This is a genomic window from Pseudomonas sp. E45-MNA-CIBAN-0222, assembly GCF_040310405.1.
Lineage (GTDB): Bacteria > Pseudomonadota > Gammaproteobacteria > Pseudomonadales > Pseudomonadaceae > Stutzerimonas > Stutzerimonas stutzeri_AC.
Genome location: NZ_JBEOPU010000001.1, coordinates 223,800 through 247,252, shown reverse-complemented (window position 1 = coordinate 247,252; position 23,453 = coordinate 223,800). Strand labels below are relative to the sequence as shown.

Genomic DNA, 23,453 nt, shown 5'->3' with positions numbered 1-23,453 from the left:
AGCTCCCCTGCTCCGATCAGCGCTGGGCGATCGGGGCAACCTTGCGCTGCTCCGGACCGATGTACTCGGCACTCGGCCGAATGATCCGGTTGTTGCTGCGTTGTTCGAACACATGGGACGCCCAGCCGGTAACGCGCGAGCAGACGAAGATCGGCGTGAACAGCTTGGTGGGGATGCCCATGAAGTGATAGGCGGAGGCGTGGTAGAAATCGGCGTTCGGGAAGAGCTTCTTCTGCTCCCACATGGTTTCGTCGACAGCCACCGAGACCGGATAGAGCACGGTATCGCCCACTTCGTCAGCGAGCTTCTTGGCCCAGACCTTGATGACCTCGTTGCGCGGGTCGGAAACGCTATAGATCGCGTGGCCGAAGCCCATGATCTTGTCCTTGCGCTCGAGCATGCCGAGGATCGCTTCGCGTGCTTCTTCCGGACTCTTCCACTGTTCGATCATGTCCATCGCTGCTTCGTTGGCGCCGCCATGCAGCGGGCCGCGCAGCGAACCGATGGCACCGGTCACACAGGAATAGAGATCGGACAGCGTCGAAGCGCAGACACGGGCGGTGAAGGTCGAGGCGTTGAACTCGTGCTCGGCGTAGAGGATCAGCGAGACGTTCATGACCTTGACGTGCAGGTCGCTCGGCTTCTTGTCGTGCAGCAGCGCGAGGAAATGACCGCCCAGGGTCTCTTCGTCGCTGGTGCAGTTGATGCGCACACCGTCGTGAGTGAAGCGATACCAGTAGCACATGATCGCCGGGAAAGCGGCCATCAGGCGCTCGGCCACGTCGCGCTGCTGGTCGAAGCTGAGCTCCGGCTCCAGCGTGCCGAGAACGGATGAACCGGTGCGCATGACATCCATCGGATGAGCGCTTGCCGGAATGCGCTCCAATACTTCCTTAAGTGCCTGCGGCAGGTCGCGCATGGTCTTCAGACGACTCTTGTAATCGGCCAGCTGCTGGGTGTTCGGCAGCTCACCGTAGAACAGCAGGTAGGCCACTTCCTCGAAATCACACTCGGCCGCCAGGTCGCGCACGTCGTAACCGCGATACGTCAACCCGGCACCGGTCTTGCCCACGGTACACAGGGCGGTCTGTCCGGCGATCTGTCCGCGCAGGCCCGCGCCGCTCAAAACTTTTGCTTCAGCCATTGCTATCTCCTTCTTGGATTTGTTCTGGATACTGCAAATCACGTTGAAAAATGGATCGCAAAGACCCCGTTGGCAAACCCAGCGGGGTCCTCTCGTCAGCTCTTCTTCTGGGCGAACAGCGCGTCGAGGTGCTGCTCGAACGTGTGATAGTTGATGCGATCGTAGAGCTCCATACGGGTTTGCATGGTGTCGATTACGTTCTTCTGTGTGCCGTCACGGCGCAGCGCGGTGTAGACGTTTTCCGCCGCCTTGTTCATGGCTCGGAACGCCGACAGTGGGTAGAGCACCAGGGAGACGTCGACGCTGGCCAGCTCTTCGGTGGTGTACAACGGCGTGGCGCCGAATTCGGTAATGTTGGCCAGGATCGGCGCCTTCACCCGGTCGGCGAAGGTCTTGTACATCGCCAGCTCGGTGATGGCCTCGGGGAAAATCATGTCCGCCCCCGCCTCGATGCAGGCCGCAGCACGATCCAGCGCGGAGTTCAGACCTTCCACCGCCAGCGCATCGGTACGCGCCATGATCACGAAACTGTCGTCAGTACGTGCATCGACGGCGGCCTTGATGCGGTCGACCATCTCCTGCTGGGAGACAATTTCCTTGTTCGGCCGATGGCCGCAACGCTTGGCGCCGACCTGATCCTCGATATGAATCGCCGCCGCGCCGAACTTGATCATCGACTTGACGGTACGCGCCACGTTGAACGCCGAGGAGCCGAAGCCGGTGTCGACATCAACCAGCAGCGGCAGATCGCAGACATCGGTGATGCGACGCACGTCGGTCAGAACATCGTCCAGCCCGGTGATGCCAAGATCCGGCAAGCCCAGCGAGCCGGCCGCGACGCCGCCGCCGGACAGATAGATGGCCTTGAAGCCGGCACGCTTGGCCAACAGCGCATGGTTGGCGTTGATCGCGCCGACTACCTGCAGCGGGTGCTCACTGGCCACGGCGTCACGGAAACGCTGACCGGCAGAAGGAAGAGTCATGCATTACCCCTTTCATGTGGTGTTTGCTCAAGAACGCCCTTGAAATGGCGTTCCACATTTCGTTTTGAAGCGGCGATGTGGCGGCGCATCAGCAGCTCCGCCAACTCGCCATCGCGTTCGGCGATGGCGTCGAGAATTCGATGGTGTTCGGCGAAGGCCTGATGCGGCCGGTTTGGCGTGGTGGAGAACTGGATGCGATACATGCGCACCAGCTGATAGAGCTCGTCGCACAGGAGCTTGGCCAGCGTGCGGTTGCCGCTGCCCTGGATAATCCGGTAATGGAAGTCGAAGTCACCTTCCTGCTGGTAGTAGCCGACGCCGGCCTGGAAAGCTTCATCGCGCTCATGGGTGCTGAGTACCCGGCGCAGATCATCAATCTCGTCATCGGTCATGCGCTCGGCCGCAAGGCGGCAGGCCATGCCTTCCAGGGATTCTCGAATTTCGTAGAGTTCGATCAGCTCGGCATGACTGAGTGACACCACCCGGGCGCCAACATGCGGCACGCGAACCAGCAGCTTCTGTCCTTCCAATCGGTGGATCGCCTCGCGCAGCGGCCCGCGGCTGATGCCATAGGTACGCGCCAGCTCCGGCTCTGAGATCTTGCTACCCGGAGCAATTTCGCCTTTGACGATGGCAGCCTGGATAAGGCGAAACACGTGCTCGGCCAGCGTGCCACTGTCGAGCTGTTGCGCAGATGGATGAAGCTCAAGAGTATCCAGCATGATTGTCGACAATTCAGGTGACGATGTCGCGAAATTACGCCCCGAATGGCGAGCAGTCAACAGAACCACCGAACAGATTGTCGACACCTTTACTAAAGTCGTACGGCAATAAGCCTCCTGCCGATGTCTCCGACAGCAGCAAGAGTGCCCGCTGTAGCGTCCTGAAATCAGCATGCTAGAATGCGAGCCTTTCGCGCCATGGGCGTTCTTCAGCAGCGCCCCTCAGCGTCACATGTCCAGCTATCCCCACCCCTTCCTCAAGACCACAGGTTCCATGAGAGTTAAAGCCCACTTCCTGCTGCTCTGTGTATTGCTCCTGCCCACAATTGGCGCGGCCTCCAACAAAACGATCTACGGGCTTAACGAGAACGTCGGCCTGCCCGACTTCAATCTCGAGGTAGAGGCGAAGCTCGATACCGGCGCACAAACCGCCTCACTCAGCGCCCGAGACATCACCCGCTTCAAGCGCAAGGGCGAGTCGTGGGTGCGGTTTTACCTGGCAGTGGATAGCGCACACGCGCACCCGATCGAGCGGCCGCTGGCACGTATCAGCAAAATCAAACGAAGGGCCGGCGATTTCGATCCCGAAGAGGAAAAAACCTATACGGCGCGCCCAGTTATCGAGCTCGATCTGTGCATGGGCAAGGCTAAACGCACGATAGAAGTGAACCTCACGGACCGTACCGCTTTCCAATACCCACTTTTGATAGGTTCCGACGCGCTTACCCGCTTCGGCGCCCTGGTCGATCCAAGTCGCACCTTTATTGCCGGCAAACCCGGTTGCCTCAACGAATCTGACGCTGACGAGTAATACCCATGCGCGCTCTCACTCTGCATCTGAAAGTCCTGATCTTCCTGCTCGTCGCTCTGGGAATTTCGATCACCGCCTACCAGATCTTCATACTGGGCATTCCGGTTACCGAAGACGAAACCGATGACCTGTGGAATATCGACGCCAAGGTCGAATTTCAGGCCAGCCCTCGCGAGCCGGTAAAGCTGCAGATGTACGTGCCGCCGCTGAACCAGGAGTTCGTCAGCCTCAACGAGAGCTTCATCTCCAATAACTACGGCGTCAGCATCAATCGGGCCGACGGCAACCGACGCGTTACCTGGTCCGCACGCCGTGCGAGCGGGAACCAGACACTGTATTACCGCCTTGTGCTCACCAAGCGCTATAGCGGAGAGCAGACCAAGGCGACCGGCCCGATCTTCCGCGACAGCATTCCAGTAGAGGGGCCAGAGAAGATCGCTGCCGAGGCGCTGCTCTCACCCATACGCCAACACTCGGCCGACGTAGAAACCTTCATCAGTGAAGCCATCAAGCGCGTCAACAACCCGAATGACGACAACGTCAAGCTGCTGCTTGGTGGCGATGCATCCATTGCGAACAAAGCGCGCGTTATCGAACTGCTGTTGTCCATCGCTCACGTACCGATGGAACGCGTGCACACCATTCGCCTGAACGCCGATCAGGCGCAATCACCCGAACTCTGGCTGCGCAGCTTTAACGGTGACAAGTGGCTGTTCTTCAACCCAGGAACCGGTGAACAAGGGCTGCCGGATGACCGCCTGGTTTGGTGGACCGGTGACGAGCCGCTGATCAATCTCGAAGGCGGACGCAATCCGCAGGTGACCTTCACGCTCAACAACAGTGAGATGAACGCCATTCGCCTGGCCAAGCTGACCGACGAAAACACCGACGCAGATTTCCTCGAGTACTCGCTTTATGGCCTACCGCTGCAGACGCAGCAGACTTACCAGATCATGATCATGATCCCGATCGGGGTACTGGTGATCCTGATCCTGCGCAACCTCGGCGGCCTGCAAACGCTCGGCACCTTTACCCCGGTATTGATTGCACTGGCCTTCCGCGAAACGCAGATCGGCTTCGGCATCATCCTGTTCACGCTGATCACGGCGCTGGGTCTGTCGCTGCGTTCCTACCTGGAGCACCTGAAACTACAAATGTTGCCGCGACTGTCGGTGGTGCTGACATTCGTTGTGGTACTGATCGCCGTTATCAGCCTGCTCAGTCACAAACTGGGCCTTGAACGTGGCCTGTCGGTATCGCTGTTCCCGATGGTGATTCTGACCATGACCATCGAGCGCCTGTCGATCACCTGGGAAGAGCGCGGCGGTGGTCACGCCTTCAAGGTGGCGGTCGGTACCCTGATCGCCGCAAGCCTGGCATTCATGCTGATGAACATTCGGGAGTTGACGTACTTCATCTTCACCTTCCCGGCAGTGCTGATGATCATGGTGGGCTTCATGCTGGCGATGGGTCGCTACCGCGGCTACCGCCTGACCGAGCTGTTCCGCTTCAAAGCCTTTCTGAAGGATTGAGCCATGTTTGGTCTGATCAAGACGTGGAAGGCCCTGGAAGCCAAGGGAATCATGGGCATCAACCGCCGTAACGCGGACTACGTGCTCAAGTACAACAAGCGCAACCTGTATCCGATCGTCGATGACAAAATCATCACCAAGGAACGGGCCATTGCAGCCGGTATTCATGTGCCGGAGATGTACGGCGTCATCGAGACCGAAAAGGACATCGACAAGCTCAAGGACATCGTCAGGGATCACACCGATTTCGTCGTCAAGCCGGCCCAGGGCGCCGGTGGCGACGGCATCCTGGTGATCGCCGATCGTTTTGAGGGCCGTTACAAGACCGTGTCCGGCAAGATCCTGACGCACGAGGAAATCGAGCACCAGATATCCAACATCCTCACCGGCCTCTACTCCCTGGGCGGTCACCGTGACCGCGCCTTGATCGAATACCGCGTGACACCTGACCCGATCTTCAAGAGCATCAGCTATGAAGGCGTGCCGGACATCCGCATCATCGTGCTCATGGGCTACCCGGTCATGGCCATGTTGCGCCTGCCCACCCGGCAATCCGGCGGCAAGGCAAACCTGCACCAGGGCGCCATCGGCGTCGGTGTGGATCTGGCCACCGGTATCACGCTGCGCGGCACCTGGCTGAACAACAAGATCAGCAAGCATCCAGACACCACTAACGCGGTGGACGGCGTGCAGCTGCCAAACTGGGACGGTTTCATGAAGCTCGGCGCTGCCTGCTACGAGCTTTGCGGGCTGGGCTATATCGGCGTGGACATGGTGCTCGATCAGGATAAGGGGCCGCTCATTCTCGAACTGAATGCGCGCCCGGGCTTGAACATCCAGATCGCCAACGACTGTGGACTGACGCACCGTGCGCATGCCGTTGAGAATCGGCTGGCAGAGCTCAAAGAGAAAGGTATTCAAGAGACGCCGGAGGAGCGAGTGAAGTTCTCCCAAGAACTGTTCGGCCACGTCCCTCCCCACGCCTGACTGACGCAAACAGGACAGTCCGCGTATCTTCGCGGACTGCCCTCTCATTGATCTCACCCATGTCCATCTGCACGCTGCACCCCCTGCCCTATCAGGCCGACCCCGCCCACTGGTTCGCACGCATTCGCCACGCCCCTAGCGCGGTGCTGCTCGACTCCGGCAAGCCAAAGGCTGATCGTGGCCGCTTCGACATACTCAGTGCGTGGCCGCTGGATGTGCTCGAGCCGCGCGACGATGAGTCAGGACGTGATTTCTTCCAGCGCTTGCGCCACGCATTACGCGGCCTGGGGCCGGCAGAACTGCCCGACAACTGCGAGCTGCCGTTTGCCGGCGGCCTGATAGGCCTGCTGAGCTACGACTTCGGGACGCGCCTCGAGACGCTGCCGCAGCGCGCAGCTGACGACAGCGGATTGCCCTTGGCACGCTTCGGTCTTTATGGCTGGGCGCTGATCAGCGATCATCAGACGCGGACCAGTCAGTTAGTGTTTCATCCAGCAACGGCGTCATCCGAGCAGAAACGACTGATCGCGCTGTTCGATTCAGCGCCCACAGCTGAAAGCGCTCCATTCAGGCTACACAACCGTTTCGCAGCCGACCTGTCCGTCCACAGCTATCGGAACGGCATCGAGCGCATCCAGACCTACATCCAGGCCGGTGACTGCTATCAGGTCAATTTCACCCAGCGTTTTCGTGCCGGCTGCTCAGGTGACCCATGGAGCGCCTATCGCGCGCTGCGAGAAGCTTGCCCGACGCCGTACGCCGGCTTCGTCGCGCTGGAAGACGGCGCCATTGCAAGCCTCTCGCCGGAGCGCTTCCTGCGCCTGCAGCAGGGGAACGTGGAAACCCGCCCGATCAAAGGCACCCGCCCTCGCGGCGCGGACGAGCGCAGCGATGCTGCGCAAGCGCAAGCGCTGCTCGCCAGCGACAAGGATCGCGCGGAGAATCTGATGATCGTCGACCTGCTGCGCAACGACCTCGGCCGTAGCTGTCGCATCGGTAGCGTACGCGTGCCGCAGCTGTTCGCCTTGGAAAGCTATCCCAACGTGCATCATCTGGTGAGCTGCGTGACCGGCGAACTTGCCGATGACCACGATGCGTTCGATCTGCTGGCCGGCAGCTTTCCCGGCGGCTCGATCACTGGAGCACCAAAGATCCGCGCGATGCAGATCATCGACGAGCTGGAACCAACGCGCCGCTCAATCTATTGCGGATCGTTGCTGTACGTCGATGTCAGGGGGGAAATGGACAGCTCCATCGCCATTCGCACACTGCTCATCCGCGAGGGGCAAGCCAGCTGCTGGGGTGGTGGAGGCATCGTCGCCGACTCCGACTGGCAGGCGGAGTACCAGGAATCGATCGACAAGGTGAGCGTTCTGATGAGAACGCTGGAAGCGTCTATATGCTGCAAGCCAGCCAGTGGCACGCACAAGCATTAGCCAAGCTTTTTGAAACCTGCCGCCTGATATTGCTCCGTGTTACCAACCAACGAGCAGCAGGGCCAGGAGGTGGCGGGCCAAAGCCCTCCCTGCCTGTCTTCCCTGCCGCTTTTGGCTGCAGCTTGTCGCTGCGTCAGAGCGCCAGCTTGCGGTTCGATGCCTTGAGGAATTCCTGCTTCAGCTCGTCGAAGGTGTGCACTGCCGGGAACTGCGGGAACTCGGCGATGACGTTGTCCGGAGCATGGAACAGGATGCCGGCATGGGCTTCGCTGAGCATGGTGGTGTCGTTATACGAATCACCCGCGGCGATGACGCGGTAGTAGAGGCTTTTCAGCGCAATGACCGACTGACGCTTGGGGTCTTTCTGGCGCAGCTGATAGTCCACCACACGATCCGTTTCGTCGGTGATCAGGCGATGGCAAAGCAGCGTCGGGAAGCCCAACTGACGCATCAGCGGCTGCGAGAACTCGTAAAAGGTGTCGGAGAGGATTACCACCTGGAAGCGCTCGCGCAGCCAGTCGACAAACTCCGGGGCGCCTTCCAGCGGCTTCAGGGTCGCGATCACCTTCTGGATGTCGGCGAGCTTCAGCCCGTGTTCATCGAGGATGCGCAGACGCTGCTTCATCAGCACGTCGTAGTCGGGAATGTCCCGCGTGGTCGCCCGGAGCGATTCGATTCCGGTGGCCTCGGCAAAGGCGATCCAGATTTCCGGAACCAGCACACCTTCCAGGTCGAGACAGGCTATTTCCACGGGCCACTCCTCAATGCAGAAAATTGAAGGCGGCACTCTAACGGCAGCACGCAGCCGAAGCAATGCAAGGCTTATACCCGAAGTAGTTGATCTGCGTGCGTAAACGTTATTTAGCGGCATAAACGCCTTTTGCTACCATCCGCCGCCTCAGAGCGCCAAAGCGCCGATGTAATCTTTAAGGAAGCCGCCTGATGAGCCCATCTATCGACGTCGCAGCGTTGGCTGCCGCCTACGCCGAGAAGTCTCCGCAAGACATTTTAAAGCTCGCCTTCGACCTATTCGGTGATGATCTGTGGATTTCCTTCAGCGGCGCGGAAGACGTAGTGCTACTGGACATGGCCTGGAAGCTGAACAAGAACGTCAAGGTGTTCACCCTTGATACCGGGCGACTGCATAGCGAGACCTACCGTTTCATCGAGCAGGTTCGTGACCATTACAGCATCTCCATTGACATCATGACGCCGGATCCCGCATTGCTACAGCCGCTGGTCAACGAGAAAGGACTGTTCAGCTTCTACCGGGATGGTCACGGTGAGTGCTGTGGGATTCGCAAGATCGAGCCGCTGCGACGCAAGCTGGCCAACGTTCGCGCCTGGGCTACCGGCCAGCGACGCGACCAGAGCCCTGGCACTCGCGGCCAGGTTTCGGTACTGGAGGTAGATACCGCGTTTTCCACGCCTGACAACACCCTGTACAAATTCAACCCATTGGCGCAGATGACCAGTGAGGAAGTCTGGGGTTATATCCGCATGCTCGAGATCCCCTACAACAGCCTGCACGAGCGTGGCTTCATCAGCATTGGCTGCGAGCCGTGCACCCGACCTGTACTACCCAACCAGCATGAACGCGAAGGCCGCTGGTGGTGGGAAGAGGCGACTCATAAAGAGTGTGGGTTGCACGCCGGGAATCTGATCGCGAAGAACTGACACAGCCTGAATCTGAGGCAGCGACGCAACGTCAGATCAAGCAGCATCAAGTGCGGCAGGTCGGCTAGTGCCGAGCTGCCATCACCGATCAGTAGGTTGGCAACTCCATCCCGTCGAATAGCTCATCCAGCTCCACCTTGTTGCGACAGTGCACAGCCCGTTCCAGCATGTCCCGATCCAGATGCGGGGCAAACTGCTGAATGAAATCGCACATAAAGCCGCGCAGGAAGGTGCCACGGCGGAAACCGATTTTGGTCACGCTAGACTCGAATAGCTCGCTTGCATCCAGCACCACCAGATCCGAATCCAGTTTGGCATCGACGGCCATACGCGCAACGATCCCAACCCCTAGTCCGAGCCGCACATAGGTTTTGATCACGTCGGCATCGGCGGCCGTGAACACAACCTTGGGCGAAAGCCCGCGGTGACCGAACGCCTCGTCGAGCTTGGAACGACCGGTGAAACCGAATACGTAAGTCACTATAGGATGCTCGGCAAGCGCCTCCAGAGTTAGCTTGTCCAGCTTCGCTAAAGGATGCCCCTGGGGGACGATCACGCAGCGATTCCAGCGATAGCAGGGCATCATTACCAGATCACCGAACAGCTCGAGCCCCTCGGTAGCAATGGCAAAATCGACGGTGCCGTCGGCGGCCATCTCTGCAATCTGCATGGGCGTGCCCTGGTGCATATGCAGCGACACGTCGGGGTACTGCTTGATGAAGCTGCTGATCACCTGGGGCAGCGCATAGCGTGCCTGGGTGTGCGTGGTGGCGATGCTCAGCGTTCCTTTTTTCTCGTTGGAGAACTCCTGGGCGATCTGCTTGATGCTCTCGCACTTGCGCAGGATTTCCCCCGCCGTGGTGATGATGCGCTCCCCCGCCGGGGTCACCCGCGTAAGATGCTTGCCGCTACGCGCGAAGACCTCTACGCCGAGTTCATCCTCAAGCAGACGAATCTGTTTGCTGATGCCAGGCTGGGAGGTGAACAGGCTCTGGGCGGTCGCCGAAACATTGAGGTCATGGTGCGCCACTTCCCAGATGTAACGCAGTTGTTGAAGCTTCATAGAGTTCCCTCAAAGGCAAAGGCACCGCTGCGCCTGCCGCAACACTTATAACCAAATGAACGGTGCATTGGCGGATGATAGATCTTCCGCTCGAGTTTTGCAGTGCAACCTTTGGTCGGAGGGTCGCAACTGCCGATTGAGCTTAGCAGCGCGGCGAACAGCGGGCGCAGCGTTTGCTCAGCCGGCAGCACGCTGCTCGAGAAAACGCAGCATGTGGTAGAGCATTTCCGTGCGAGGCATCGCGGCGCCCACTTGTGCCGCGGCGGCGAGCGGTGCGGCGTAGATAGCCTGAAGCTCCATCGGCCGAGACTGGAAGCGGTCGTGATACATACTCGGCAGGTAATCGGGCATGCGCGCCGTGCCCATCAGTAGTTTTTCCGGAAAATCCTCGGGCAGTGTATGTCCTGACTCGTGCGCCACCACGCACACTTCCTGCATGATTGCCTTGATCTGCGCGCGCGCGTCCTCGTTGCCGAGCAGCGCTGCAGTGCCGGCGTTCAGCAAGGCTGAAAGGCCATTGAAAGGCACATTCCACACCAGCTTCATCCATCGCGCCTGCGCCAAGCTTGGCATCGGCGACGAGTCGACGCCTGCCTGCCGGAACATCTCGACCATTGCGTTCAGCAGCGCGAGTTGCGCCTGTTCGTCAGCGCTAGCCGGCCCGGAGTGATAACCGAGATTTACCCCGCCAAGTGCCTGATGCTCGACTACGCCGGGCGCTGACCGATGAGCGCAAATCGCACACAGCCCGCCCAGTAGATGCACGCTTTCAGGCAACAGCGGCCTGAAAACATCTTCCACCCCCAATCCGTTCTGCAACACCACGACCTTACAGTCAGGAGCCGCCAGCTGCGCGATGATCGGCGCCAGTTCCGCATTGCTTGTGCTTTTTGTACCTACCAGCAGCCAATCGCATTGCGGCATCTGTCCCGCATCGCGGTAGACCTGGGGCCGCTCCAACACCAACAACCCGTGAACGGCGCTATTGACCCGCAACCCCCTTTCACGAACGGCGCTGTATTCGCTGCGCAGCAGAAAATGTACATCGTAGCCGGCGCGCGCCAGCATAAGACCGTAGAAACCACCGATGGCACCAGTGCCGACGATGCCGATACGTGGGCTCGCTGCAGACATAAGCACTCCAGAATTAGAAGGATGGCCGCGTCCACCGCGCCAACCAGTTGAAAAACCAAACGATAGCAGCACGACGCCTAGCGTCCCAGCAGCGCACCCTGCAGGCCAACGGCTGTCCGCGCGGAACGCCGCAATAGGCCATCAATCTCGTTGTCGATTTCGCCCTTTAGCGCTAAGGTTCCGTTTCCCCGCTGCGCCCTCACGCTATGTTCCGCCGCACCGGGATGGCTGGCGGACGGCTCCCGTGATCCCTGACGAGTAACAAATGGCTGATTTACCAATCGACGACCTTAACGTTGCCTCCAACGTGACTCTGATCACGCCGGAGCAACTGAAGCGTGAAATCCCGCTGACCGCCTCCGCCCTGCAGACCGTATCCCACGGGCGGCAGGTCGTACGTGACATTCTCGACGGCAAGGATCACCGCCTGTTCATAGTGATTGGACCCTGCTCCATTCACGATCTGAAGGCCGCCCACGAGTACGCCGAGCGGCTGAAGGTGCTGGCGGAAAAGGTTTCGGACAGCCTGTTCCTGGTCATGAGGGTGTATTTCGAGAAGCCACGCACCACCGTCGGCTGGAAAGGTCTGATCAACGATCCGTACATGGACGACTCGTTCAAGATCCAGGACGGCCTGCACATCGGCCGCAAGCTGCTGCTCGATCTCGCCGAGATGGGCCTGCCCACCGCGACCGAAGCACTCGATCCGATTTCCCCGCAATACCTGCAGGACCTGATCAGCTGGTCGGCCATCGGCGCCCGTACTACCGAGTCCCAGACACACCGTGAGATGGCCTCGGGCTTGTCCTCGGCGGTCGGCTTCAAGAACGGCACCGACGGCAGCCTGACAGTGGCCATCAATGCCCTGCAATCGGTTTCCAGCCCGCACCGTTTCCTCGGTATCAACCAGTCCGGCGGCGTTTCCATCGTCACCACCAAGGGCAACAACTATGGCCACGTCGTGCTCCGCGGCGGCAACGGCAAGCCTAACTACGACTCGGTCAGCGTCGCGGTGTGCGAGCAGGAACTGAGCAAGGCCGGTATCCGCCCCAACGTCATGATCGACTGCAGCCACGCTAACTCCAACAAGGACCCAGCCCTGCAGCCGCTGGTAATGGATAACGTCGCCAATCAGATCCTGGAAGGTAACAACTCCATTGTCGGACTTATGGTGGAAAGCCACCTCGGTTGGGGCAACCAGTCGATCCCGAAAGATCTGTGCGACCTCAAGTACGGCGTATCGATCACCGATGCCTGTATTGATTGGGAAACCACAGAGAAAGCAGTGATGAGCATGCACGACAAGCTCAAGGATGTGCTGCCCAGACGACAGCGCAACTGAAGCCAAAAACGCCGGTCTCCCGGCGTTTTTTTATGGATTGGGTTCGACCCGGTCCGACAGCGGTCGATTGCGTTCGATATAGCGCTCGACGTATGAACACGAAGGGATGACCTGATAGCCCTCGCGCTCGGCATAATCGAGGGCGTGTTGCGCAAGCACCGCCGCGATGCCGCGCCCGCGCAACGCATCCGGGACGAAGGTGCGATATATATCCAAGGTCTGCTTGCCCAGGTCCATATACACCAGATAGGCGCAATGGCCATCGATCTTGGCCTCGAAGCGATGGCCAGCCAGGTCGTGGTGGACCTGCACCATATCGCTCATATCGACTCCTTAGCAGGATTGTCCTGTCTTCTTGTTATCGCTTGGTCACGGCAATCGCTTTCAGCCGCCACCGAACATGCTTTGGATTGTCTTTCTACCCGTTTCCATCCGGTTCGACCAGTCTCCCGTTGAGCATTATTTGCGCACCCTACAACAGGAACTTTCGGCCAATCGGAGAATCTGGCAACTAAGCGCCTATGTAAACGACATCCATTGGATGTTTTTCATCCAACTTGTCGACATGAGCACTGAACTGAACGCAGTACCGGAAAAAAAAGCAGGAGCGCTACCATCGGCTCCGTTTACTTAAGCTAAGTTATAGGTAGTATGTGCGCGCAAACTTTCCATAACGGAAGTTGCTTTATGGATTTCCACCTTAAGGGGAACAAGATGAACAACGTTCTGAAATTCTCTGCTCTGGCTCTGGCCGCAGTTCTGGCTACCGGTTGCAGCAACAGCATGACTAAAGAAAGCGAAGCTCGCCTGACCGCGACTGAAGACGCCGCTGCCCGCGCCCAGGCTCGCGCTGACGAAGCGTACAGCAAGGCCGACGAAGCTATGGCCGCCGCTCAGAAGGCTCAGCAGACTGCTGACGAAGCCAACGAGCGTGCTCTGCGTATGCTGGAACGCGCAAGCCGCAAGTAAGCTTGTAGCAATAAAAAAAGCCGACCTTTCAGGTCGGCTTTTTTATGCGCTCAGAACACTCGTCAGAACAACTGTTCCTCTTGCGCAACTACCTCAGTCCTCTGCTCGGCAATCTGAATCGGCAGTCCATCCTCTCCAGCGATGATCTCGCGCACCATCTCCCAGTCCAGATGTAGCTTGCCGGCAGCCTCGTCGCGCTTGAGAAGCGTATTGATGACGACGGCGTGCTTGTCCATCAGGGTCAGCGCTTGCTGATCACCCTCTACCAGCGGCGCGTGCGCCTCAAGATAGACCTTGCCGTCGCTGATCCCGAACTTGTAAGGCTCGTCGACGATACGCACAGGCGTACCCACCTTGACCATCTTCGACAGCTCGAGCACGTTGTGATTGAGCATGCGGAAACAGCCGTGGCTGACGCGCATGCCAATACCGAATTTCTTGTTCGAACCATGGATCAGGTATCCCGGCAGCGCCAGGGTCATCTTGTATGGCCCGAGCGGGTTATCCGGGCCCGGCGGTACCACCCTGGGCAACGGGTCACCGTCAGCTGCGTGCTCATCACGAATCGACTGAGGCGGATACCAGGCAGGGTTGCTGGTCATGGCAGAAATACGGGTATTGCCAACGGGTGATCCCCAGCCTTCACGGCCGATGCCGAGCGGGAAGGTATGCACGACGTTCTTGCCTTCCGGGTAGTAGTACAGACGGTACTCGGCAATATTGATCACGATTCCTTCACGAGGACCTGGCGGCAGGATGAAACGGGTTGGCAGAATGATGTCGGTGCCCTCGCCGGGTAGCCAGGGGTCGACGCCAGGGTTGGCAGCCACCAGCTCAAGGTAACCCAGGTCATAGGTCTCACCAATGGCGGCGAAGGTGTCTTCATATTTGGCCTTGATGACCTGAATCTGACCGACGATGTCATCACCCTCAGGCGGCAGCGGCAGCTCGAGCGCCGCACTGGTGCCTGCCGAAAGCAAAGCAGCGAATGACAAACAGGAGGCGACTGCAAACGCGCGCGAGAGCATTCAGAAATCCTTGAAGATTTGGATTATGGAAATGGAGCGATTGTACTTGAACCGAGCGAAACTTGAGCTACCAGGCAGCAGTGGCGGACGGAAGGCCCTTGCGTCGTGCTTCCAGCAGTTGCCGGCAGTTGGGGCACAGCTGCCGATCCTTGAGCATCGCGCGCTCCAGTTCCCTCCAGCGGGGCTGCGCCGGCAACAAACCACCGCATAGCGTACGGTCGGCATTGCCGCTCAGCTCAAGCTGCCGTGACGCCAGATGCAGTCGATTTTCGCGGCAGGCGAACATGTCGTACTGTTCGTCTGGCACGATGATTCGATAAGCGTAAAGGGTCCTGGCTGAGCGCGACATCTGAGGCTCCAATCGAGGGCGCGACAGTAGCTGCGCGCACGCCTCAAAGCAAGGGTTTGAGCTCCGGCCAGACTGTCTTGAGCAGTAGATACTGCGCCTCGGCAGTCGGGTGAATACCATCGGCCTGCATCATGCCCGCGACACCGCCAACACCCTCGAGCAGGAATGGCACATAGGCGACGGTTTTCTCGGCAGCGAGCGAGTCGAACGCATCAGCGAAAGCGCGGGTGTAACGCTGCCCGAGATTGGGTGGCATGCGCATGCCCAGTAACAACACTTGCGCACCTGCATTACGGCTGCGATCAATCATCTCGGCAAGATTCTGTTTCAATTGCCCCGGAGCCTGGCCGCGCAAGCCATCGTTGCCACCGAGCTCCAGAATGACCACCTCAGGCGTGTGCTCAGCAAGCAGTGGCTCGAGCCGCGCGAGCCCGCCAGCCGTGGTGTCGCCGCTGATCGAGGCATTCACTACCCGCCATGATTCATCCTCTTCGACCAGGCGCTCCTGTAGCAGATGCACCCAGCCCTGGCTTGTTTCCAGCCCGAAAGCGGCGCTGATACTATCCCCGACCACCAGAACGGTTCCGGCCAGGGCTCCCTGAGTCCAGCACAGCAGCGCCAGAGCCCCGCATTTCAGCCAACTTCGCATCGGATCCCCTCATGAGCGGCAACATTCTCGACGCCCGGAACCTTAACAAAGTGGTACCCAGCGCGGAAGGCGAGCTGAGCATCCTGGCCGACCTCTCCCTGCAACTGGCTAAGGGCGACAGCCTTGCCATCGTTGGCACTTCGGGCTCTGGAAAGTCAACGCTGCTCGGCCTGCTGGCCGGGCTCGATCTGCCGAGCTCGGGCGAAGTGCACCTCGCCGGCCATGCGCTGGCCGCGCTCGACGAAGATCAGCGAGCGCGCGTGCGTGCTGAACACGTCGGTTTCGTCTTTCAGTCGTTCCAGCTACTGGACAGCCTGAACGCGCTGGAGAACGTCATGTTGCCGCTTGAGCTGGATGGCCGTCGTGATGCCCGTGAACGTGCCACCGAACTGCTCGGCCGCGTCGGCCTGGGCGAGCGCCTGCATCACTATCCGCGTCAGCTCTCGGGGGGTGAGCAGCAACGTGTCGCCCTCGCCCGCGCGTTCGCCGCGGAACCTGACGTGCTGTTTGCCGATGAACCCACCGGCAATCTCGACACCCACACCGGCGCCCATGTCACGGAACTACTTTTCGAGCTCAATCGTGAACGCGGAACCACCCTGGTGCTGGTAACCCACGATGAGCGCCTGGCCAAACGGTGCCATCGCATGATTCGCCTCGAAGCTGGCCGACAGATCGCTGCCGAGTCAGCCGAATGATGCGCATGCCCAAGGCTCGGCTGCTTGCCCTGGCTTTCCGACAATTAATGCGTGACGCCCGCGCTGGCGAGCTTCGTGTGCTGTTTTTCGCGCTGGTGGTGGCTGTGGCTGCCAGCACTGCGATCGGCTACTTCGGCGCCCGTTTGAACGACGCGATGCTGCTGAGGGCCAGCGAGTTTCTGGGTGCCGACCTGGTACTCAACGGCAGCGCACCAGCTGCGCCTGAGCAGATCCAGGCGGGCACGGCGCTGGGCCTGGATCATGCTCAGGTCGTTGAGTTTTCCAGCGTCATCGCGACCGAACAGGACTTGCAACTCGCCAGCGTCAAGGCTGCGAGCAGCAGCTATCCACTGCGAGGCACCCTGCGCAGCGCAGCTCAGCCCTATGAGGCCGAGCAGCCAGGGACGGGGCCGGCACCCGGAGAAGCCTGGGCCGAAGCGCGACTGTTCGCGGCCCTGGACCTGGCAATCGGTGACGACATCGAAGTCGGCAACAAGCTGCTGCGTCTTACCCGCGTGCTCACTTACGAGCCGGACCGGGTCGGTGACTTCTACAGCCTGACTCCACGCGTCCTGATGCACCTCGATGACCTGGAAGCGACCGGCGTCGTGCAGCCGGGAAGCCGTGTTCGCTATCGCGAGCTATGGCGCGGCGATAGCACCGCACTGGCGACCTATCAACAGTCTGTTGAGGCAGCGCTACAAGCACATCAGCGCATCGAAACGGCCAACGACAGTAATCGCCAAATCGGCGGCGCGCTTGGCCGCGCCGAGCGCTACCTGAACCTCGCCAGTCTTGCCGCGATTCTGCTGGCCGGGGTGGCAGTTGCCCTCTCCGCCGCCCGGTTCGCCACGCGCCGCTTCGACTCCAGTGCATTGCTGCGCTGCCTGGGCCTTTCCCGACATGACGCCCTGCTGCTCTACGCGCTGCAACTGGGCATGCTCGGTTTACTTGCCAGTTTTACTGGAGCGCTGCTCGGCTGGGCTGCGCAACACGGGCTGTTCTTCCTTTTGCGCGATTTACTCGCGCAGGAAATACCACCCGGGGGCATCTGGCCTGCAGCTGCCGGTATCGCGACCGGGCTGGTGGCATTGGCTGGCTTTGCCCTGCCGCCGCTGGCGGGCCTGGGGCGCGTGCCGCCGCTGCGCGTGCTGCGCCGCGACATGCTGCCTGTCCCCCCAAGCGCCTGGCTGGTCTATGGCACCGCGATCTTTGCTCTCGGGCTGATCATGTGGCGGCTGAGCCTTGATCTGAAGATCACGCTGGCACTGCTCGGCGGCGGCCTGCTCGCCACATTGCTGCTTGGTGGTCTGCTTCTGTTGGGCCTGAAGGCCATGCGGCGCCTGCTGGCAGGCGCGTCGTTGAGCTGGCGCCTCGGCCTCGGCCAGTTACTGCGGCATCCATTGGCCGCCGCCGGACAGGCACTTGCCTTCGGCCTGATCCTGCTGGCCATGGCGCTGATTGCGCTGCTGCGTGGCGAGTTGCTCGATACCTGGCAGGAGCAGCTGCCGGATAACGCACCCAACCACTTCGTTCTGAATGTCCTGCCAGCGGAAAAGGACGCTTTTGCCGAACGTATCGCGGCCCTTTCCAGTCACGCCGCACCGCTGTATCCGGTCGTTCCGGGTCGATTGATTTCCATCAACGACGAACCCGTACGCCAACTGGTGAGCAAGGAGTCCCAGGGTGAGCGCGCCATTCGCCGCGATCTCAGCTTGACCTGGGCGGCCGATCTTCCGAAGGACAATCATCTGGTCTCCGGACAGTGGTGGACCACTGGTGAGGCGAACGACGTCCCTGGCGTGTCGGTAGAAGTCGAGCTTGCCGAAAGCTTGCAATTGAAGCTCGGTGATCGCCTGTCGTTCACCATCGGCGGCCTGACCCGTGAAGCCAACGTCACCAGCCTGCGCGAAGTCAATTGGGACAGCTTCCAGCCCAATTTCTACATGATTTTCGAGCCGGACACGCTACAGGGAATGCCCGCCACCTACATGACCAGCTTCCATCTGCCACCCGGCAAGGAGCGAGAGCTGGTAGAGCTGGCCCGCGCATTCCCCTCGGTCACACTCCTGCAAGTAGAAGCGCTATTGGCGCAGCTGCGCAGCATCCTTGCGCAGGTATCGCTGGCGGTGGAGTACGTGTTGCTCTTCGTGCTGGCCGCCGGCTTGGCGGTCCTGTTCGCCGGGCTGCAGGCCACGCTGGACGAACGCATCCGCCAGGGTGCGTTGTTGCGGGCCCTAGGTGCAGAGCGACGGTTACTCCTTCGTGCGCGCCGGGCAGAGTTCGGCTTGCTCGGCGCGGCTAGCGGTCTGCTGGCTGCGCTCGGCTGCGAACTGGTCAGCGCCCTGCTCTATCACTACGCATTCGATCTGCGCTGGCAGCCGCACCCGTGGCTGCTGGTGCTGCCATTGATCGGGGCGCTGCTGGTCGGTGGCGCAGGCCTAATCGGCACACGCAGAGCGCTCAACGTAAGCCCGCTGACCGTACTGCGCGAGAACTGAAGCAGTACAATCGGCGCTTTTCAGCAAGGTCGCAAATCCATGAGCCGTTACCGCCCACCACGCCCGGCCGGCACGCCCTTGATCACCCCCGAGGGCGAAGCCCGGCTACGCGCCGAGCTTCACGAACTCTGGCATGTCATACGTCCGCAGGTGACTCAATCGGTAAGTGAGGCAGCGGCACAAGGCGATCGCTCGGAGAATGCCGAGTACACCTATGGCAAGAAGATGCTGCGAGAAATCGACAGCCGCGTGCGTTTCCTCACCAAGCGTTTGGAAAAGCTCAAGGTGGTTGGCGAACGCCCTAGCGATCCGAACAAGGTGTATTTCGGCGCCTGGGTGACGCTGGAAGATGAAGACGGAGAAGAGTCCCGCTATCGGATCGTCGGTCCTGACGAGCTGGATCTTCGGCAGGGGCTGATCAGCATCGACTCGCCGCTGGCCCGTGCACTGGTAGGTAAGGCGCTGGACGCCGAAGTGCAAGTGCAGACCCCCACCGGCATGAAGCTCTGGTACGTGGTGGCTATTGAATATCCATGACCGCAAGGTCATAAGATGAATGCTCGGTCAAAAACTTCGCCGATAACGCTGTATTTTTATGAGCATCTTCGGCGAACTAACGCAAATAGCACTTTCTCACCCATTTTCCGTTTCGCTTGGTAACAGTTGCAACGGCGAGCATAGATAGCACTGCAATATCATCCCCTCCGCGACTCCCCATCTAGAGCGCACGCGCCTCATATTGGGAGGTTCTGGCACGAATGCTGCGCCTGACCTCGCGCAGTACGCGCCATGCGCGGTGAACGGCAAGGGACTGCCCAGCCCGATTCACATTCGAAGAGTGCGTCCATGAACAAGAACAAAACCTTGCTCGCCCTCTGCATCGGAGGCGCATTGGCGCTTACCGGTCAGGCATACGCTGCAACCGGCAGCGGCTACACCGCAACGAAATACCCGATCGTGCTCGCCCACGGCATGCTTGGCTTCGACAGCCTGCTGGGTATCGACTACTGGTACGGCATTCCCAGCGCGCTGCGCCGCGACGGTGCGCAGGTCTACGTTACGGAGGTCAGTCAACTCAATACCTCCGAACTGCGCGGTGAGGAGCTGTTGGCGCAGGTCGAGGAGATTGTCGCGATCAGCGGCAAGCCCAAAGTCAATCTGGTTGGGCACAGCCATGGTGGACCCACCGTGCGCTATGTGGCCGGCATTCGACCGGACCTGATCGCCTCGGTGACCAGCGTCGGCGCACCGCACAAGGGTTCGGACGTAGCCGACCTGATACGCAATATCCCCGAGGGCTCATCCGGCGAAGCCATCGTCGCGGGCCTGGTGAATGCCATGGGTACTTTCATCAACTTCCTGTCCGGCAGTTCCAGCACCGCTCCGCAGGACTCTCTGGGTACGCTGGAGTCGCTCAATAGCGAAGGCGCTGCGCGTTTCAACGCCAAGTTCCCGCAGGGCATCCCTACCAGTGAATGCGGCGAAGGCGCCTACAAGGTCAATGGCGTGCACTACTACTCCTGGAGTGGCACCAGCCCACTGACCAACCCGCTGGATATCAGCGACGCCATGATGGGGGCGGGCTCACTGGCGTTCAGTGGACCGAACGATGGCTTGGTCGGGCGGTGCAGCTCGCACCTTGGCATGGTGATCCGCGATAACTACCGGATGAATCACCTGGACGAAGTCAATCAATTCATGGGGCTTACCAGCCTGTTCGAAACCGACCCGGTCAGCATCTATCGCCAGCATGCCAACCGCCTGAAGAACGCCGGACTCTAGCGAAGCAACCGAGCCAAGGTTTCACAGCTTCCATGAACCTGGTCGGGATCATGATCCCGACCACCTTCACAAGGCATCTCCATGAATCGATACATCGTTCTGCTGGCGCTGGTCGCCGCGCTAAGCCTGACCATCATGCTAGGCAGATCAGCGTCCAGCCCACCCCCCACTACCACTCAATCGACCTCCGCCTCGACGACCACGGCCTCATTACCGCCTGCCTTATACCAGCGGAAAACCACAGCGGCGCAGCCCCAAACAAAGCTCCCTTCCTCGTTCAAAGGCACGCAGATCGACGGCCAATTCCGCCTGGACAATGCCGGCAACCTCATCGTCGGTGCAGAAACCCGCCAGATATTCGATTACTTTCTCGCAGCCATCGGTGAAGAGCCGCTCAAAAGCAGCATCGAACGATTGCGCCGCCACATTGGCGCCGAGCTATCGGAGCCAGCCCGAAGCCAAGCCATTACCGTTCTAAACCAGTACCTCAACTACAAGCGACAACTCCTTGATTTGGAGGCATCTTACGCGCGAGCTCCAAACCTTCCGGCGATACGTCAGCGCTTGGCTGCAGTACAGGCATTGCGCGCGCGCGTACTTGATCCTGCCGTACACCAAGCCTTCTTCGCGCTAGACGAAGCTTATGATCGCTTCAACCTGGAGCGCCTGGTCATTCGGTCCAACCCTGCACTGGACAGTGATGCCAAGGGCCGAGCCATCGACCAGCTGCGCGCCGGTTTGCCCAGCGAATTGCAGGACCTGCTCGTGCCGCAACTACAGACCGAACTGCGCGAGCAAAGCGCCGCATTGCTGGCAAGCGGTGCAAGCGCCCAGCAAGTCCGGCAGCTACGCCAGCAGCTGGTGGGCTCTGCGGCAGCTGAACGCCTGGAGGCGCTGGATCAACAGCGCCAGCAATGGCAACAGCGAGTCGCCAGATACAAGGAGGAACGGCAGCGCATTGAGGTCACTCGCGGCCTGGATGATGTCGAGCGCCGTAGCGCTATCGAGCGCTTGGAGGCTGAGCATTTCAACGACAGCGAACGCTTGCGGCTCGTCGCTGCGAATCAGCAGCAGGAGTTGCGTGCTGCGGCACGCTGAGACTGATCAGTTGGCCGCCGTCTTGCGGTCAGCTTCCAGCAAATAGCGCTCGCGCTGGTAGGCCAGGTAGTACTTATTGACGCTATTGACGTAGGCCACGACGCCCATACCAACGGTTTCCATGGCGATACGCTCGACCTGGAAAAACCACTGATCCGGATTGAGGCCGCGCCTACGGGCCTCGGCGCGCATGCTCTGCACCCGCTGGGGGCCGAGGTTGTAGGCGGCGAGGATGAACGCCATACGCTCGCGCTCGTTCAGGCGCGGACTGGCGAAGTGGTTACGGCGGATGTTCGCCAAGTACTTGGCACTGGCCTGCACGTTATTGTCGAGCTGCTGGATATTGCTCACGCCCATCGCACGGGCAGTCGCCGGCGTAACCTGCATCAACCCGGTCGCACCTCCAGCACCCCGGGCTGCCGGATTCAGCGTGGATTCCTTGAATGCCAGTGCGGCAAGGTTCAGCCAGTCCAGTTCGATCTGTTCGGCATACCGCTGCAGCGTTGGACGAACCTTCTCCAAACGCTGACGCCCGACGCGGTCGAGGGGGTATTGCACCTTGTACAGACGCCGATAGACACGCTCGAAAGCGGCGTCCTGGTTATCCGGCAGATCGAAGCCCTTGAGAAAGCGGTCGGCGCTGGCGCGCAGCATGCTGGCATCCTTGCGCACGAACCAGTGCATGCTGGCCTTGTCGCCCAAACTAAGGTGCTGATCGATACGCAGCTTCGGCATGACCTTGGCCCAACGTTTGGCAATGGGCTGTTCGACAACAGTGGCCGGATAGACCCCCGCCTGCACCATTTCCAGCACATCCTCGACAGCCAGCGTGGGGTCGACCCACTCGACGACGATGGGCGCCAGCTTGCGCTCCATCAACTGTTTGTTCAGGCGCGCCAGCGCCGGCCCTGCGGCGCTACCAGGCGGCAACGCAAGACTGCGCCCGGAAAGCTGCTCCAGCCGCTGGTAGCGCGGGCCGCCCTGCCGCCCGACCAACACCAGTGATACGTCGCTAACCACCGGCCGACTACGGCTGACATCCTTCATTCCCGCCAGCGGTAGCAATTCCCCTGGCGCAACCAGATCACCCTCGCCGCGCTGCAGCGCCGCGAGCAACTGATCCTTGGCTTTGGGAATGATTTTGAGGGTAATGGACCGTCCGGATGCGGCGTCGCGGTTCAGGTGCTGCTCGAAGGCGCGCAGACGCGCGTACTCCACGCCGATTGCCTCGCCCTTCACTTCGCCGGAGCTATTGCGGCTCTGGTTGACCAGCACCCGCAATACGCCACTGCGGCGAATCTCGGCCAGATCACGTACCGTGTCAGTCGACTGCCAGGCCTCGGGGCCCGCTACGCGAGCGCTCGCCATGACCGGTGATAACACCAGCAGCAGGCAGAACAGAAGTGACAGCAATCGTGACATCAAGGATGCACCGGTCTGAAGACGCAGGAACGCTAACGCGGTGTCCCTGCCCGCGAGGGTGGCAAAGGTTCTCACAGGTCGGAAAATTCCGCCAGCTCGTGCTCTACAAGTGCTTTAGATATATCC

Annotated in this window: 23 protein-coding genes; 12 read left to right on the top strand and 11 right to left on the bottom strand. The window is 60.3% G+C overall.

The genetic code is table 11. From position 1 onward, the window contains the following. Positions 1–16 precede the first annotated feature (16 nt). The 3 genes from prpC to AAEZ08_RS01090 all read right to left on the bottom strand — a co-directional run bounded on the left by prpC (position 17) and on the right by AAEZ08_RS01090 (position 2,849). Positions 17–1,144, bottom strand: a complete 1,128-nt coding sequence (prpC, locus tag AAEZ08_RS01100; RefSeq protein WP_500123568.1) for a bifunctional 2-methylcitrate synthase/citrate synthase — start codon at positions 1,142–1,144, stop codon at positions 17–19. Between the two features lie 95 nt (positions 1,145–1,239). Beyond that, positions 1,240–2,127, bottom strand: coding sequence for a methylisocitrate lyase (gene prpB, locus AAEZ08_RS01095; RefSeq protein WP_003284581.1), 888 nt, complete (start codon positions 2,125–2,127; stop codon positions 1,240–1,242). Next, positions 2,124–2,849, bottom strand: coding sequence for a GntR family transcriptional regulator (locus AAEZ08_RS01090; RefSeq protein WP_181066438.1), 726 nt, complete (start codon positions 2,847–2,849; stop codon positions 2,124–2,126). The genes prpB and AAEZ08_RS01090 overlap by 4 nt, the downstream gene beginning before the upstream one ends. Positions 2,850–3,123: 274 nt before the next feature. On the opposite strand from AAEZ08_RS01090, the gene rloA reads away from it, so the two are divergent. The 4 genes from rloA to pabB are packed head-to-tail and all read left to right on the top strand — an operon-like array spanning position 3,124 to position 7,615. Next, entirely contained in the window at positions 3,124–3,660 is a 537-nt protein-coding gene (gene rloA, locus AAEZ08_RS01085) for a retropepsin-like aspartic peptidase RloA (protein WP_003284578.1), read from the top strand. A 5-nt stretch (positions 3,661–3,665) separates the two neighbouring features. Beyond that, positions 3,666–5,192, top strand: a complete 1,527-nt coding sequence (rloB, locus tag AAEZ08_RS01080) for an osmotic stress tolerance membrane protein RloB (protein WP_058064562.1) — start codon at positions 3,666–3,668, stop codon at positions 5,190–5,192. Positions 5,193–5,195: 3 nt separating this feature from the next. Next, positions 5,196–6,179 carry an alpha-L-glutamate ligase-like protein gene (locus tag AAEZ08_RS01075; RefSeq protein WP_058064561.1) on the top strand — a complete coding sequence of 328 codons (984 nt, stop codon included), beginning with the start codon at positions 5,196–5,198 and terminating at the stop codon, positions 6,177–6,179. 59 nt (positions 6,180–6,238) lie between these two features. Next, positions 6,239–7,615 carry an aminodeoxychorismate synthase component I gene (pabB, locus tag AAEZ08_RS01070; RefSeq protein WP_500123567.1) on the top strand — a complete coding sequence of 459 codons (1,377 nt, stop codon included), beginning with the start codon at positions 6,239–6,241 and terminating at the stop codon, positions 7,613–7,615. Positions 7,616–7,748: 133 nt separating this feature from the next. Here pabB and thrH read toward each other — a convergent pair whose 3' ends face one another. Then, positions 7,749–8,366 (bottom strand): bifunctional phosphoserine phosphatase/homoserine phosphotransferase ThrH, encoded by a 618-nt coding sequence (gene thrH, locus AAEZ08_RS01065; protein WP_003284573.1) that lies wholly within the window; start codon positions 8,364–8,366, stop codon positions 7,749–7,751. Between the two features lie 191 nt (positions 8,367–8,557). On the opposite strand from thrH, the gene AAEZ08_RS01060 reads away from it, so the two are divergent. Then, a complete protein-coding gene (locus AAEZ08_RS01060; RefSeq protein ID WP_181066440.1) occupies positions 8,558–9,292 on the top strand; it encodes a phosphoadenylyl-sulfate reductase in 735 nt (244 codons plus the stop codon). Between the two features lie 88 nt (positions 9,293–9,380). On the opposite strand, the gene cysB is transcribed toward AAEZ08_RS01060, so the two are convergent. Both cysB and AAEZ08_RS01050 read right to left on the bottom strand, forming a co-directional pair. After that, on the bottom strand, positions 9,381–10,355 hold the full coding sequence (gene cysB, locus AAEZ08_RS01055) for an HTH-type transcriptional regulator CysB (RefSeq protein ID WP_003284571.1): 975 nt from the start codon (positions 10,353–10,355) through the stop codon (positions 9,381–9,383). 177 nt (positions 10,356–10,532) lie between these two features. Beyond that, positions 10,533–11,489: a putative 2-dehydropantoate 2-reductase gene (locus tag AAEZ08_RS01050; RefSeq protein ID WP_003284570.1), complete on the bottom strand. Its 957-nt coding sequence runs from the start codon at positions 11,487–11,489 to the stop codon at positions 10,533–10,535. A gap of 265 nt (positions 11,490–11,754) precedes the next feature. Here AAEZ08_RS01050 and AAEZ08_RS01045 point away from each other — a divergent pair, with 265 nt between their 5' ends. Continuing rightward, positions 11,755–12,831 (top strand): 3-deoxy-7-phosphoheptulonate synthase, encoded by a 1,077-nt coding sequence (locus AAEZ08_RS01045; RefSeq protein WP_003284568.1) that lies wholly within the window; start codon positions 11,755–11,757, stop codon positions 12,829–12,831. Between the two features lie 30 nt (positions 12,832–12,861). Here the strand turns inward: AAEZ08_RS01045 and AAEZ08_RS01040 are convergent, their stop codons facing one another. Next, positions 12,862–13,155 carry a GNAT family N-acetyltransferase gene (locus AAEZ08_RS01040; protein WP_003284567.1) on the bottom strand — a complete coding sequence of 98 codons (294 nt, stop codon included), beginning with the start codon at positions 13,153–13,155 and terminating at the stop codon, positions 12,862–12,864. Positions 13,156–13,545: 390 nt separating this feature from the next. Here AAEZ08_RS01040 and AAEZ08_RS01035 point away from each other — a divergent pair, with 390 nt between their 5' ends. Then, positions 13,546–13,800, top strand: a complete 255-nt coding sequence (locus tag AAEZ08_RS01035; RefSeq protein ID WP_003284566.1) for an Lpp/OprI family alanine-zipper lipoprotein — start codon at positions 13,546–13,548, stop codon at positions 13,798–13,800. Positions 13,801–13,862: 62 nt separating this feature from the next. Here the strand turns inward: AAEZ08_RS01035 and AAEZ08_RS01030 are convergent, their stop codons facing one another. The 3 genes from AAEZ08_RS01030 to AAEZ08_RS01020 all read right to left on the bottom strand — a co-directional run bounded on the left by AAEZ08_RS01030 (position 13,863) and on the right by AAEZ08_RS01020 (position 15,826). Then, on the bottom strand, positions 13,863–14,828 hold the full coding sequence (locus AAEZ08_RS01030; RefSeq protein WP_003284565.1) for a L,D-transpeptidase family protein: 966 nt from the start codon (positions 14,826–14,828) through the stop codon (positions 13,863–13,865). 67 nt (positions 14,829–14,895) lie between these two features. Next, positions 14,896–15,177: a hypothetical protein gene (locus tag AAEZ08_RS01025; protein ID WP_003284563.1), complete on the bottom strand. Its 282-nt coding sequence runs from the start codon at positions 15,175–15,177 to the stop codon at positions 14,896–14,898. Between the two features lie 43 nt (positions 15,178–15,220). Continuing rightward, entirely contained in the window at positions 15,221–15,826 is a 606-nt protein-coding gene (locus AAEZ08_RS01020; protein WP_003284562.1) for an arylesterase, read from the bottom strand. An 11-nt stretch (positions 15,827–15,837) separates the two neighbouring features. Between AAEZ08_RS01020 and AAEZ08_RS01015 the strand changes: the two genes are divergently transcribed. From AAEZ08_RS01015 to AAEZ08_RS00995, 5 genes are all read left to right on the top strand, one after another. Then, on the top strand, positions 15,838–16,524 hold the full coding sequence (locus AAEZ08_RS01015; protein WP_003284560.1) for an ABC transporter ATP-binding protein: 687 nt from the start codon (positions 15,838–15,840) through the stop codon (positions 16,522–16,524). Beyond that, on the top strand, positions 16,521–19,025 hold the full coding sequence (locus AAEZ08_RS01010; protein WP_003284559.1) for an ABC transporter permease: 2,505 nt from the start codon (positions 16,521–16,523) through the stop codon (positions 19,023–19,025). Before AAEZ08_RS01015 ends, AAEZ08_RS01010 begins: the two co-directional genes overlap by 4 nt. Positions 19,026–19,064: 39 nt before the next feature. After that, the gene (gene greB, locus AAEZ08_RS01005) at positions 19,065–19,562 is read left to right on the top strand and encodes a transcription elongation factor GreB (RefSeq protein WP_003284558.1); all 498 of its coding nucleotides are present in this window, start codon (positions 19,065–19,067) and stop codon (positions 19,560–19,562) included. Between the two features lie 309 nt (positions 19,563–19,871). Next, positions 19,872–20,807 (top strand): triacylglycerol lipase, encoded by a 936-nt coding sequence (locus AAEZ08_RS01000; RefSeq protein ID WP_102819689.1) that lies wholly within the window; start codon positions 19,872–19,874, stop codon positions 20,805–20,807. Positions 20,808–20,888: 81 nt separating this feature from the next. Continuing rightward, a complete protein-coding gene (locus AAEZ08_RS00995; protein WP_003284556.1) occupies positions 20,889–21,905 on the top strand; it encodes a lipase secretion chaperone in 1,017 nt (338 codons plus the stop codon). 6 nt (positions 21,906–21,911) lie between these two features. Here AAEZ08_RS00995 and AAEZ08_RS00990 read toward each other — a convergent pair whose 3' ends face one another. Further along, positions 21,912–23,327: an MltF family protein gene (locus tag AAEZ08_RS00990; protein WP_003284554.1), complete on the bottom strand. Its 1,416-nt coding sequence runs from the start codon at positions 23,325–23,327 to the stop codon at positions 21,912–21,914. Positions 23,328–23,453 lie beyond the last annotated feature (126 nt).

What these genes read in the sequence shown, in the direction of transcription:
- AAEZ08_RS01025 (WP_003284563.1), bottom strand. Translation starts at nt 15,177, where the DNA reads ATGTCGCGCTCAGCCAGGACCCTTTACGCTTATCGAATCATCGTGCCA.
- AAEZ08_RS01075 (WP_058064561.1), top strand. Translation starts at nt 5,196, where the DNA reads ATGTTTGGTCTGATCAAGACGTGGAAGGCCCTGGAAGCCAAGGGAATC.
- rloB (WP_058064562.1), top strand. Translation starts at nt 3,666, where the DNA reads ATGCGCGCTCTCACTCTGCATCTGAAAGTCCTGATCTTCCTGCTCGTC.
- AAEZ08_RS01045 (WP_003284568.1), top strand. Translation starts at nt 11,755, where the DNA reads ATGGCTGATTTACCAATCGACGACCTTAACGTTGCCTCCAACGTGACT.
- AAEZ08_RS01010 (WP_003284559.1), top strand. Translation starts at nt 16,521, where the DNA reads ATGATGCGCATGCCCAAGGCTCGGCTGCTTGCCCTGGCTTTCCGACAA.
- AAEZ08_RS01060 (WP_181066440.1), top strand. Translation starts at nt 8,558, where the DNA reads ATGAGCCCATCTATCGACGTCGCAGCGTTGGCTGCCGCCTACGCCGAG.
- pabB (WP_500123567.1), top strand. Translation starts at nt 6,239, where the DNA reads ATGTCCATCTGCACGCTGCACCCCCTGCCCTATCAGGCCGACCCCGCC.
- rloA (WP_003284578.1), top strand. Translation starts at nt 3,124, where the DNA reads ATGAGAGTTAAAGCCCACTTCCTGCTGCTCTGTGTATTGCTCCTGCCC.
- AAEZ08_RS01015 (WP_003284560.1), top strand. Translation starts at nt 15,838, where the DNA reads ATGAGCGGCAACATTCTCGACGCCCGGAACCTTAACAAAGTGGTACCC.
- greB (WP_003284558.1), top strand. Translation starts at nt 19,065, where the DNA reads ATGAGCCGTTACCGCCCACCACGCCCGGCCGGCACGCCCTTGATCACC.
- AAEZ08_RS01020 (WP_003284562.1), bottom strand. Translation starts at nt 15,826, where the DNA reads ATGCGAAGTTGGCTGAAATGCGGGGCTCTGGCGCTGCTGTGCTGGACT.
- AAEZ08_RS01090 (WP_181066438.1), bottom strand. Translation starts at nt 2,849, where the DNA reads ATGCTGGATACTCTTGAGCTTCATCCATCTGCGCAACAGCTCGACAGT.
- prpC (WP_500123568.1), bottom strand. Translation starts at nt 1,144, where the DNA reads ATGGCTGAAGCAAAAGTTTTGAGCGGCGCGGGCCTGCGCGGACAGATC.
- AAEZ08_RS01030 (WP_003284565.1), bottom strand. Translation starts at nt 14,828, where the DNA reads ATGCTCTCGCGCGCGTTTGCAGTCGCCTCCTGTTTGTCATTCGCTGCT.
- AAEZ08_RS01000 (WP_102819689.1), top strand. Translation starts at nt 19,872, where the DNA reads ATGAACAAGAACAAAACCTTGCTCGCCCTCTGCATCGGAGGCGCATTG.
- prpB (WP_003284581.1), bottom strand. Translation starts at nt 2,127, where the DNA reads ATGACTCTTCCTTCTGCCGGTCAGCGTTTCCGTGACGCCGTGGCCAGT.
- AAEZ08_RS01040 (WP_003284567.1), bottom strand. Translation starts at nt 13,155, where the DNA reads ATGAGCGATATGGTGCAGGTCCACCACGACCTGGCTGGCCATCGCTTC.
- AAEZ08_RS01035 (WP_003284566.1), top strand. Translation starts at nt 13,546, where the DNA reads ATGAACAACGTTCTGAAATTCTCTGCTCTGGCTCTGGCCGCAGTTCTG.
- AAEZ08_RS00995 (WP_003284556.1), top strand. Translation starts at nt 20,889, where the DNA reads ATGAATCGATACATCGTTCTGCTGGCGCTGGTCGCCGCGCTAAGCCTG.
- AAEZ08_RS00990 (WP_003284554.1), bottom strand. Translation starts at nt 23,327, where the DNA reads ATGTCACGATTGCTGTCACTTCTGTTCTGCCTGCTGCTGGTGTTATCA.
- cysB (WP_003284571.1), bottom strand. Translation starts at nt 10,355, where the DNA reads ATGAAGCTTCAACAACTGCGTTACATCTGGGAAGTGGCGCACCATGAC.
- AAEZ08_RS01050 (WP_003284570.1), bottom strand. Translation starts at nt 11,489, where the DNA reads ATGTCTGCAGCGAGCCCACGTATCGGCATCGTCGGCACTGGTGCCATC.